Origin of the sequence: Terracoccus sp. 273MFTsu3.1, assembly GCF_000383675.1 — a bacterium.
GTDB lineage: Bacteria > Actinomycetota > Actinomycetes > Actinomycetales > Dermatophilaceae > Terrabacter.
In genome coordinates this window covers 350,971-362,486 of the sequence record NZ_KB911825.1, presented here as the reverse complement: position 1 = coordinate 362,486, position 11,516 = coordinate 350,971, and the positions used below count along the sequence as shown (strand labels likewise).

Below are 11,516 nucleotides of genomic sequence, written 5' to 3'. Positions count from 1 at the left end.
GCACCTGCAGCACCGCGACCTCGATGGCCGGGTCCATCTGGTGCGGGCACGACAAGGGCCGGTGGGACCGGTCGGCCAAACCCTCGAGCCCGTCCTGTTCGTACCGGGCCAGCCACGCGTGCATCGTCTGTCGGGACACACCCCACGCTGCGGCGACCTCGGAGACCTGCCGGCCATCACTGATGACCGCCAGCACCGCCTTGTACCGCTGCTCGGCCACGCTCATCTCCTTCATCAGGAGAGCGTCAAGGATCAGCCGAAGCAGCTGTCAACCATCACCCGAAACACTGTCAGCATCAGGCGAAGCCCGAACGTCAAACATCAGGCGAAGGCTTACAAACGTGTGGTGCCCCCGGCAGGATTCGAACCTGCGACACCCGCTTTAGGAGAGCGGTGCTCTATCCCCTGAGCTACGAGGGCGGGGCATGGCCGGGTCCTTGCTGAAACCTCGCCGCGACGAGGCCCTGCCGGGCCGACCAACGGGGACAGGCTACTGGACCGCAGGGGCGCGCTCGCGCAGGGCTGCCAGCGTCGCTCGCCCGCCCGTCATCGGCACGAGGAGTGGACGTCTGTGCTCGCGGATCACAGGCCGAGCATCAGAGGCGTGGCCGGAATGCCGCCGGCGATCAACCCCGCCAGCGGCGTTGCGATGTCGCGAGGTGAGAACAGGTCGGTGCCGTCGTAGTCCGCTATCTCTGAGTGCCGCCACCAGCGCATCGCGCTGATGTGCTCGGCGGCGAGTTCGGCGTCGGACAGAGCGCCGCGAGGATCGAAGTGCGTGGTACGGACCAGGAAGTAGTCGTTGACCACCCCGTCGTAGCCGTCGGCGTGGCCGGGGGCGACGACCTCCTGGTGCCACACGTGAGGTGGGTCGACGTCGATGACGAGCCCCGTCTCCTCGTGCAGCTCACGGCGCAGGGCCGCCAGAGGCTGTTCGCCGGGCTCGACGCCGCCGCCGGGGGCCGCCCACACGACTGTTGCGCCCGACGGGACCGCTGGATGCGGGAAGCTGAAGCGGCACAGCAGGATCCGGTCGTCATCGGCGAGGATGACCGCCCGGACGGCATGTCTCAGCTTCGCCGTGGCAGGTGTCTGGTTCATCACCAGATGATCAGGGCGCCAGGGACGGGCTGCAAGTCGGCCGATGCCTTCACTGGACCCGAGAGACGGACTCGCGCCGTGCTGTCTGCAGCCGTCGGTCGGTGGCGTTACCGGTTGGATCCGTCACTGTCACTGGGACGGAATGGGGCCTACGGTCGAAGACATGACGGCCCTGAAGCTGAGCAGGACCGGCGCCGACGTCGTCAACATCTCCTCGCCGCCGGGCGCAGCGAGGTGACGGCGGAGGACATCGCCGAGGTCAGGCGTCCCCGCCACCTCGCGATCGACGAGATCCTCCTGCGGCCCGCCAAGCAGCTCTGAGCCCCAACGAGATTCACCTCGAACGCAACCCAAGGAGAACGCGGATGAAGACACGCACGCTAGGCACCAGAGGCCTCGAGGTCTCCGCCCTCGGTCTCGGCTGCATGGGCATGAGCCAGTCCTTCGGCCCGCGACCACCACGGGACCAGATGGTCACCTTCCTGCGCGCGGCGGTCGACCGAGGCGTCACCCTCTTCGACACCGCCGAGGTCTACGGCCCGTTCCACAACGAGGAGCTCGTCGGCGAGGCCCTGCAGCCGGTCCGGGACGACGTCGTCATCGCCACCAAGTTCGGCTTCGCCTTCGACGAGAACGGCACCCAGACGGGCGTCACGAGCCGGCCCGACGCCATCCGCGCCGCCGTCGACGGCTCCCTGCGACGGCTGCGCACCGACGCCATCGACCTGCTCTACCAGCACCGTGTCGACCCCGACGTCCCCATCGAGGAGGTCGCCGGCGTCGTCAAGGAGCTCATCGAGGCGGGCAAGGTGCACCACTTCGGCCTGTCCGAGGCCGGAGTCGACACGATCCGCCGCGCCCACGCCGTCCAGCCCGTCACGGCGTTGCAGAGCGAGTACTCCCTCTTCTGGCGCGAGCCCGAGGAGGCGATCCTGCCCGCCCTGGCCGAGCTCGGGATCGGCTTCGTCCCGTTCAGCCCTCTCGGACGTGGCTTCCTGACGGGGAAGGTCACCGCCGCCACGGAGTTCGGCGAGGGGGACATCCGTGCGTCCCTGCCGCGCTTCGAGCGGGAGGCCCTGAAGGCCAACCTCGCCCTCGTCGACCTCATCACCGCGGTCGCGGATCGCAAGGGCGCCACGGTGGGTCAGGTGGCCCTCGCCTGGCTGCTGGCTCAGCAGCCCTGGGTCGTGCCGATCCCCGGGACCCGGCGCCTCGAGCGCCTCGACGAGAACCTCGGTGCGGTCGACCTCACCCTCACGGACGAGGACCTCGCCGAGCTCGACGCGGCCTCGTCCAGCGTGCAGGTCCGCGGTGACCGCTACCCCGAGGCCATGCAGCGGATGATCGACCGCTGAGCCTCGGCACGGCAGCCGACCGGAGCGGCCACGTGACCGGGTGCTGGCCACGACCGGCGACGTGCACACCGATCGCGAGGTCGTGCTCGAGGCGAGACCCCACGTCAGAGCTGCGCCCTGAGCACGTCGATCTCGCATCCCGGCGCCGCCGGGTCGAAGCCGTGCTCGACGAGCCAGCGGATCGCCGTCAGGCTCCGCAGCGACCACCAGGCCCGGACCACGTCGAGGTCGACAGCCTCCGAGCCGTAGCCGGCGACGACGTCGTCGAGGTGCTCCGGGTGCCCGAGCGTCAAGCTCGAGAGGTCGTACATCGCCGAGCCCTGACCGGCCTCGGACCAGTCGAGGACGCCGGTGACCTCGTCGCCGTCGACGAAGACGTGGGCGACCTGTAGGTCGCCGTGCATGAACACCGGCGTCCACGGTCGCAGCGCCGCCTCCGCGATCTCCCGGTTGCGGGTGACGAGATCGGCCGGCACGACGTCGTTCGCGAGGAGCCACGCGCACTCGGTGTCGAGGCTCGCGGCCTTCTCGTCAAGGCTCGCGCCGGACCACGCCGGCAACGGCGCGTCGTGCAGAACGCGGAGGGCCCTCCCCGCCGCGGTCCACGCCGCGGCCGAGGCGGTCGACGGCTCACCGAGGCGACCCAGCGCCGTCCCCGGCAGGGCCGCGAGCGCGAGCACGGGCGGCCTGTGCCACAGGACCTCGGGGGTGGGGACCGGCGCCAGCGTCATCGCCTCGACCTCGACCGCGGTGCGGGCCGGATCGGCGTCGACCTTGAGGAACACCTCACCCACCCGCAGCGTCGCGCGCTCCTGATGGGCGACCACGACCTCGATCTCGTCCACGTCGGCCAGTCTGGCGCAGTGGGTCCGCGACCCCCACTTCTTTGGCAGCCGACCGGTCAGGCCTTGGCGGCGAACATCCCGAGACGGTCGGCAGCGAGCAGCGGGAAGACCGTCGACGACGACAGCTGCGCCCGCTTCTCCAACGCCTCGGCGAGGATCGTCCGGTAGTCGGTCGTCCCGGCGAGGTCTCCGTTGTCGAGGTTGGCCGCCGCGAGGCCGGGCCAGCGGCCGTAGACCTGACCGCCGCGCACCCCGCCGCCCATGACGAGCGAGACGTTGCCGTGCCCGTGGTCCAGGCCACCGGAGCCGTTCTGCGCGACCCGGCGGCCGAACTCGCTGAGCGTCACGAGGGTGACGTCGCTCATCTGCGCGCCGAGGTCCTGGTTGAAGGCGGCGAGCGCCTGGCCGAGCTCGGTGAGCTGGCGGAACATCCAGCCCGAGTCGCTGGACCCGAGGCCCGAGTGCATGTCCCAGTTGCCGACGTCGACCGTCGCGGCCCGCAGGCCGATCCGGGCCTTGATGAGCCGCGCGAGGTCACGCAGGGCGTCGCCGACGGCGCCCTTGGGGTATGCCGCCCCGTTGGCCGGGGTGTAGCCGGCCGCCTTGAGCGGGGACATCGTCGAGAGCGCCCCGAGCGTCGCCTTCGCGGGTGCCGCGAGCGCGGCGGGCGCCCCGGCATACAACGCGTTGAGGGCGGTCGTCCAGCGGGTCTGTTCCTCAGGCGTGCTCGCGCCGCTGAGGCTGAAGCTGTCGACGGTGCGGATCGCGACCTCGGGGTTCGGGCCGATCATCGACTGTGGTGTCGTCGCCGAGCCGACGGACGCGGACGCGAAGGTCGAGACCGGGCCGCTGAGGCCGATCATGCGGTCGAGCCAGCCGGTGCGCAGCGTCGAGCCGGGCGCGGCGTTCTCCATCGTGGCCATGGCCTCGAAGTGCGACCGCGTCGGGTTGACCTGGCCGACGGCGTGGACGGCCGCGAGACCGCCGACGTCCCAGATCGGCTTGAGCGGGGCGAGGGCCGGGTGCAGCCCGAACATGCTGTCGAGCTTGATCGCCCGCGATGCGGGGATGGCGATGCTGGGCCGCGCCGTGAAGTACGCGGGGTCTCCGACAGGGGCCACTGCGGACAGGCCGTCGAAGCCGCCGCGGAGGCTGAGGATGACGATCGTGTCGCCGGTGTAGGCCGTCCCGGCGAACGCGAGCTGAGTGGCAGCGCTCGGGCCGGCGGTGCCCACGACGGCGCCGAGCGCTCCCAGGGCTGACGCGCCCGCGAGCAGCGTGCGGCGGGAGACCTGCGAGGTCAGGGCCTGGCCCTGCGGGCAGCCGCAGCCCTCCGGGGGGACGCCGGAGTCGGCCTCGGACGGTGCTGCGGACGCGGTCGCGGAGTGGGTCGTCATGGTCGTCCTCAGCGGGTCGCGAAGTTGGGGGAGTCGAGCAGGAGCGCGACGATCGACGGGAGTCGCCACGTCACGGCCGCGGCACCCGCCTTGAGGGCGTCGCCCGGGGCGTGGTCGACGAACCGGCAGATCGCGTCGCGCTGGGCGGTGGTCAGCGTGACGAGCAGCCTCGCGGCGAGCGCGTCGACGAGGGCGGCATACGTCGTCGGCAGCGGGGACGGCACGAGCGTCGTGACGTCGGGACGCTTCATCGCCTTGAGGGTCCAGTTGCCGGCGAGGCCGAGGTGGAAGTTCCAGCGGTTCAGGGTGCTCGACGCGCCGTTCCAGGCGGCGGCGACATCCGGATAGCCGTTCGGGGCCGGCCAGCCCATCGGCGCCTGCCCGAAGGTGCCCAGCTGCCAGAAGAGGCTGCGCAGGTCGCTCGTCACCCCGGCGGCCGGGACCGGCTCCGGGGTCAGGCCGAGGATGCGGCACGACGCGAGGGCGTCCTCGTAGGGCGTGCGGATCTTCTGGCCCACCGACGCGGCGAACTCGGGGGAGAGGAAGAGCGCTCGCAGCACCGGAGCGATGGCCGTGCCGTTCGCGAGGTAGACCTGCGCGAGCTTGGTGACGAGGGTGGCCGGGGGCGTGTCGGAGACGTAGCGCGTCACGAGCTTCGTCGCGATGCGGGTCGCCGTGGCCGGGTGGTTCGCCAGGTAGTTGAGGTAGAGCGTCGCGACGGCGCTGCCGTTCTCGGGCGTCGCGTTGGGGTCGCTCCAGCCGAGCACCTTGACGGTGCCGACGTGGCGGCGGTTGGGCCGGTAGTAGTAGAGGCCAGACTCGGAGTCGACGCTGAGGCCGGTCAGCGCCAGCGCCGACATCTTGACGTCGGCCTCGGTGAACTTCCCGACGCCGACGGTGTGCAGCTCGAGCAGCTCGCGGCCGTAGTTCTCGTTCGGCGCCTTCTTCGTGCTGTCGGCGTTGTCGAGGACCTTGAGCATCGACGGGTGCCGTGCCGCGGCGTTGAGCATGTCGGAGTACTTGCCGAGCGCGTACTTGCGGATGACGTCGCGCTGGAAGAGGTGCGAGCTGTCCCAGACCTCGCTGCTCGGCACCGGCACGACGAGGTGGTTGGTCCAGAAGTCGACGACGGTCTCGAGGAGCTGCCGGCGGGAGAAGAGGGCCCGGGCCAGGTGCGCCTCGACGAGGTCCATCATGACGGTCCACGTGTCGCCGCCCTCGAGGCGCTCGCGGACCTCCCACGTCTTCCATCCCAGGCGGGTCCAGCGCTTGAGCATCGCGTCCATGGCGGTGTCGGGCACCTTGGTCGCCGGCGCCAGCTGGGCGTCGAGCCAGGCCGTCGTCCCGGTCGCGCGCACCTCGGCGAGCAGGGCCGGCGTCGGGCCGAAGGTGGCGCGACGGAGCAGGTGCAGCACCGGGTCGGTCGTGACGGCCGCAGCCATGACCGCGGGCGTCGCTGCCGTGGGAGCAGAGGCGGAGGCGGAGGCCGCCGACGCGGTCGTCGCGGTGGCCATCGCGAGGGCCGCGCCGCCGCCGAGCCCGGAGAGCACGCGTCGGCGCGCCGGCGACGCGGCCGACGGCGACTCGGGGGAGTGAGCGGTCATGCGACGGACGGTACCGACGAGATCTCGCGCTGACTCCGTTATCGGACATTTCGGTCATGCTCGGCAGCGCGGCCCGCAGACGGGCTCCGGTAGCGTCCGGCGCATGCCGAGGGCTCCGCGATGATCACCGACCAGACGCTCCACCGGATGGCCGACGAGCTGGCGGGTGTGCGCGGGGTGGTCGGCGTCGTGCTCGGCGGCAGCCGGGCCCGCGGCGACGCGCTGCCCACCTCCGACGTCGACCTCGGCGTCTACTACGACGGCACCCCCGACACCCTCGAGCTGACCCGGCTCGCGAGCGTGTGGTCCGGACGCGACGTCACGGTGGGGGAACCCGGCTCGTGGGGTCCGTGGGTCGACGCAGGTGGCTGGCTCGAGGTCGAGGGCGTCGCCGTCGACTGGATCCTCCGTGACATCGATCGGGTTGCGGCACAAGCAGATCGGGCATCTCGTGGTGAGTTCGCCTTCCATCCGCAGGCCGGTCACCCGCTCGGCTTCCTCGACGTGTCGTATGCCGCCGAGCTGGCCACCGGGGTCGTCCTGGCCGACCCGGCCGGCCGGCTCACGTCCCTGCGGGCGGCCGTGACGGCATACCCCCTCGCCCTGCGCGACGCGATGGTCGGCGCCCTCTGGGAGGCCGACTTCCTCGTCGGCGCGGCCGGGAAGGGGGCCCGGCGCGAGGACACGTCCTACGTGTCCCTGGCACTCGCCCGAGCGGTCCTGCTGTGCGCGCACGCGCTGCACGCGGACGCCGGGCGCTGGGTGACGAACGAGAAGGGGCTCGTGCCCGCTTCGGCGACCCTCGACGGGGCGCCCGCCGGCTTCGCGCGGGACGCGGCCCTCGCCCTGGGCTCGCTCGGCGCCACCGAGGAGTCCCTCACGGCTGCCATCGGGAGCGTCCAGCGGCTCGTCGCCGAGACCCGGGCCGCGGTCGGCGACCGCTGACGAGAGCGCACGTCGAGGGCTGACGCAGCACCGATTCCTCTGCGCGGTGGTCTGTCGGTGGCGGGTACGCGAAGGTTCGTTCGTTAGCCTGCTGGAATGACCGACGCCCTCAGGACCGACCCTGCCCGCGAGGCCGAGTCGCCCTCGGGCGATCCCCGTGCCGACCGCGTCGCAGCCGCCGTCCGGACGTGGCAGCGCACGCTCGTCGACCTCGGCGGTCGCAACACGCTGCTCTGGTACCGCGACCTCCCCTCCGGCACCCTCGACCTGACGACCGCGCACCCCGGCGGGGTCTCGATGCTGCTCGCCGGGCGTCGCACGCGACTGTCCGACCTCGTGCGCGAGCCCGCGGCCTTCGAGGAGGCCCGCCGTCGCGCGCGGGCCATCCGGTCCAAGGCCCTCGAGCTGCGCGAGGAGCGTGGCATCGCGGCCGGCTTCATCGCCATCGGCATGGCGACGTGGTCCGTGCCGCGGGCCGCCCGACCGCCGGCCTCGCCGGTGCTGCTGCGCTCGTGCGTGCTGCGTCCGACGGGCGCCGCCCAGGAGGACTTCGAGATCGACCTCGGCCCCGAGGCCGAGCTCAACCCCGTCCTGCGCGAGTACCTCCGCTCCGAGCAGGGCATCGAGATCGACGGGGACGCGCTCGCCGACCTCGCCACGGCGGGCAACGGCTTCGACCCCTACCCCGTGTATGCCGCCCTCGGCCACGCGTGCGAGCGCGTGCCCGAGTTCGAGATCACCCCGCGGCTCGTCCTCGGCACCTTCTCCTACGCCAAGCTGCCGATGGTCGCCGACCTCGCCCTCCAGGGCGACACCCTGGCCAACCATGACGTCGTCGCCGCGCTCGCGGGTGACGAGTCGGCGCTCGCGGCGGTGCGGCTGCGCCTGCCGGAGAGCGACCCGGACCCCGACCCGGAGCACGAGTACCTCGTCCTCGACGCGGACTCCTCCCAGCACGCGGCCATCGACGCCGTACGCGCGGGCGCCCACCTCGTCGTCAAGGGGCCGCCGGGCACCGGCAAGTCGCAGACGATCGTCAACCTCATCGCCTCGCTCGCGGCCGAGGGCAAGTCGACCCTCTTCGTCGCCGAGAAGCGCGCCGCCATCGACGCCGTCCTCAGCCGCCTCGACCGTCTCGGGCTCGGCGACCTCGTGCTCGACGCCTACGACGGGCCGACGAACAAGCGCGCGACCGCCCAGCAGTTCGCCAGGAGCCTCGACGCGGCCGTCGAGAACGACACCCCCGAGAGCGACCGCACGACCGCGACGCTGCGTGACCGACGTGCTCGCCTGCAGAAGCACGTCGAGGCGCTCCACGCCGTGCGTGACCCGTGGGGCGTGTCCGCGCACGAGGCCCAACAGGCACTCGTCGAGCTCGGCACGCGCACGCCTCCGCCGACGTGTCACGTCCGTCTCGGCAGTCGCGACCTCGCCGGGCTGAGCCGCCCGAGGGCCGTCGAGCTCAGCCGTCGGCTGCGTGATGCCGCGGGGCTCGGGGCATGGACGCGGGACGGCGACGACCCGTGGTTCGGCGCCCGCATCCTCACCGCCGACGACGCGGCCCGCGCCCTCGACGTCACGACCCGACACAGCACGAGCGGGCTCGACGACGCAGCCCGCCAGCTCAACCGCATTCTGTCGGAGTCCCATGTGCCCGAAGCGAACTCGCTCGAGGACTGGAAGTCGGCCTTCGCCACGATGTCGAGCGTGCGCGAGACCCTGGAAGTGTTCCGGCCCGAGGTCTTCGACATCCCGCTCAAGGAGCACATCGCCGCCACCGCCACGCGCGACTGGCGTGAGGCCCGCGACGTCGAGATGGGCTGGCTCGACCGCTGGAAGATCCGGCAGCAGACCAAGCGGCTCCTGCGCCCCGGTCGACCGCCGGCCAACCTCCACGAGGAGCTCGTGTCGGCGAGCGAGCAGCGTGAGCACTGGTTCGAGCTCGTCGGTGGAGGCGGTCGTCCGGAGATCTCGCCGCGCCTCGACGAGGGGCTGTCGCTGCTGGCCGGCCTCACGGCGGACCTCGAGTGGCTCGACGACCGTCTCCAGGTCGGGCCCGACGGGCGCACGCTGACGTCCCTGCCGCTGCGCGACCTGCGGGACCGGCTCGCCGGGCTCGCGAGCCGGCCCGACCGGATCGCGGTGCTGCCCCAGGTCACCTCGGCCCTCGACGAGCTGCGCTCGACCGGGCTCGGCCCGGTCGTCGACGACCTCGCGGCCCGCGGGATCCCCACCGACCAGGTCACGGCCGAGGTCGAGCACGTGTGGTGGGCCTCCCTCGCGCAGGAGATCACCGTCCGCGACCCGGCGTACGGCGCCCACGACGGCGCGGGACTGCGCCGCGACGTCGCGGAGTTCGCCGAGGCCGACCGGGCCCACCAGTCGGCGACCGTCGACCGCGTGCGCGCCGCGGTCGCCCGCAACATCCGAGAGGTCCTCGCCGACCACCCGGCCCACGAGGCGCTCGTGCGCGCCGAGGCCGGCAAGGCCCGCCGCCACAAGCCGCTGCGCGACCTCATGCCGCAGGCGTCGTCGACGCTGACGGCGATCAAGCCGTGCTGGGCGATGAGCCCGCTCGTCGTCGCCTCGACGCTGCCTCCGGGTCGTTGGTTCGACGTGGTCATCTTCGACGAGGCCTCGCAGGTGCAGCCCGCCCAGGCGATCTCCGCCATCTCGCGCGCCCGACAGGTCGTCGTCGCCGGTGACGAGCGGCAGCTCCCGCCGACCAACTTCTTCACCGTCGTCTCCGACGACGAGTCCGATGCGTCAGCCCCCGCCGACGAGACCTTGACCGAGGGCTTCGAGTCGGTGCTCGACGTGCTCGCCGCAGCCCTGCCGACCCGCAACCTCACGTGGCACTACCGCAGCCGCGACGAGCGCCTCATCGCCTTCGCCAACGACGCGATGTACGACGGTCGTCTCACGACCTTCCCCGGCACGTCGCTCGAGTCGGCCGTGACGTTCGAGCCGGTCGACGGTCAGGCTGTCGTCCAGCCGGGCGTCGACACCATCGAGACGACCGACGGCGAGGTCGCCCGCGTCGTCGAGCTCGTCCTCGAGCACGCCCGCACCCGTCCCACCGAGTCGCTCGGCGTCATCGCCCTCGGCATCAAGCACGCCGACCGCCTCGAGGAGGCGATCACCGAGGCGCTGCGCACCGCACCCGACGTCGCCGCCTTCTTCGACGACTCCCGCGACGAGCGCTTCTTCGTCAAGAACCTCGAGCGCGTCCAGGGCGACGAGCGCGACGCCGTCATCCTGTCGATCGGCTACGGCAAGACGCCGCACGGACGGGTTCTGCACCGCTTCGGCCCGCTCAACATCGAGGGCGGCGAGCGACGGCTCAACGTGGCCATCACGCGGGCCCGCGCCCGGATGACCGTCGTGTCGGCGCTGCGCGCGATCGACCTCGACCCCGAGCGGCTCAAGGCCCGCGGCGCCCTCATGCTGCGCGACTTCCTCGCGTACGCCGAGGGGCGCGGTGCCGTCAGCGACGACGACACCCTCTTCGCCTCCGCCCCGACGACCGCCGACCCGCTGCGGCACGACCTCGCCGAGCGCCTGCGCCGCCAGGGCCTCACCGTCCACGAGGACTACGGCACGGCCACTCACCGCATCGACATCGCGGTCGAGGACCCCTACCACCGGGGCCGGGCGCTCATCGCCGTCGAGACCGACGGGAGCAGGTATGCCGCCCTGCGCAGCACGCGCGACCGTGACCGCCTGCGCCCTGAGCAGCTCGCCCGCCTCGGCTGGGTGCACGAGCGGGTCTGGAGCGCCGACGTGTTCCGTGACCCCGCGAGGGAGATCGCCCGCATCGTGACGCTCGCCCGCACGTCGTCGCCGCCTCGCGAGGTCGAGCCGACCGACGAGGCAGCGCCGACGCCCGACGACGGCGCCGGTCCGACGAGCGCGACGGACCGAGACGGGACCACCGACGGTGCCGGTGCGACCTCCGGAGATGCCCGCCCGGCAACGGACCAGCCGTCCTCCGACGGAGCCGGCGGCTCGGCGACGGAGTCTGCTCCGCAGCCGAAGCGCAAGCGGCGCAGGGTGTTCCGCAAGGGAACCGGCGCCGCGGACAGCACGCCCGACGCCGACGCGAGCGAGCCGGGAGTGGCGCTCGGCCGCAGCAGCGACGAGCTCGACCTCGGCTGGGGCGAGCGTCCCTCGGGCTCAGGTCTGGGTGACCGCTGGCTCGAGGAGCAGCGACCGCCGCACTACGAGTGACGTGACCCGGGCGACGGCGGCGCGACGGGCCGGAATGCC

Annotated in this window: 8 protein-coding genes and 1 tRNA gene; 3 read left to right on the top strand and 6 right to left on the bottom strand. The window is 72.4% G+C overall.

All coding sequences use genetic code 11. The annotated features are described in order from the left end of the window. The 3 genes from H283_RS0118435 to H283_RS0118425 form a co-directional block, all read right to left on the bottom strand. Positions 1-235, bottom strand: a 235-nt coding sequence (locus tag H283_RS0118435; RefSeq protein ID WP_028785724.1) for a leucine zipper domain-containing protein, incomplete at its 3' end; no start/stop codon positions are given. Positions 236-344: 109 nt separating this feature from the next. After that, a tRNA-Arg gene (locus tag H283_RS0118430) sits at positions 345-420 on the bottom strand. 162 nt (positions 421-582) lie between these two features. After that, positions 583-1,101: an NUDIX hydrolase gene (locus H283_RS0118425; protein WP_043650137.1), complete on the bottom strand. Its 519-nt coding sequence runs from the start codon at positions 1,099-1,101 to the stop codon at positions 583-585. A gap of 365 nt (positions 1,102-1,466) precedes the next feature. Here H283_RS0118425 and H283_RS0118415 point away from each other — a divergent pair, with 365 nt between their 5' ends. Beyond that, a complete protein-coding gene (locus H283_RS0118415; protein WP_020145002.1) occupies positions 1,467-2,456 on the top strand; it encodes an aldo/keto reductase in 990 nt (329 codons plus the stop codon). A 104-nt stretch (positions 2,457-2,560) separates the two neighbouring features. On the opposite strand, the gene H283_RS0118410 is transcribed toward H283_RS0118415, so the two are convergent. The 3 genes from H283_RS0118410 to H283_RS0118400 are packed head-to-tail and all read right to left on the bottom strand — an operon-like array spanning position 2,561 to position 6,302. Then, positions 2,561-3,301 carry a phosphotransferase family protein gene (locus tag H283_RS0118410; RefSeq protein ID WP_020145001.1) on the bottom strand — a complete coding sequence of 247 codons (741 nt, stop codon included), beginning with the start codon at positions 3,299-3,301 and terminating at the stop codon, positions 2,561-2,563. Between the two features lie 56 nt (positions 3,302-3,357). Beyond that, on the bottom strand, positions 3,358-4,698 hold the full coding sequence (locus H283_RS0118405; RefSeq protein ID WP_020145000.1) for a DUF1501 domain-containing protein: 1,341 nt from the start codon (positions 4,696-4,698) through the stop codon (positions 3,358-3,360). 8 nt (positions 4,699-4,706) lie between these two features. Further along, complete coding sequence (locus H283_RS0118400) at positions 4,707-6,302, bottom strand: DUF1800 domain-containing protein (RefSeq protein WP_020144999.1); 1,596 nt, start codon at positions 6,300-6,302, stop codon at positions 4,707-4,709. Between the two features lie 120 nt (positions 6,303-6,422). Between H283_RS0118400 and H283_RS0118395 the strand changes: the two genes are divergently transcribed. Then, positions 6,423-7,247, top strand: a complete 825-nt coding sequence (locus tag H283_RS0118395) for a nucleotidyltransferase domain-containing protein (RefSeq protein WP_020144998.1) — start codon at positions 6,423-6,425, stop codon at positions 7,245-7,247. Positions 7,248-7,343: 96 nt separating this feature from the next. After that, the gene (locus H283_RS0118390; RefSeq protein ID WP_020144997.1) at positions 7,344-11,477 is read left to right on the top strand and encodes an AAA domain-containing protein; all 4,134 of its coding nucleotides are present in this window, start codon (positions 7,344-7,346) and stop codon (positions 11,475-11,477) included. Positions 11,478-11,516: the final 39 nt, after the last annotated feature.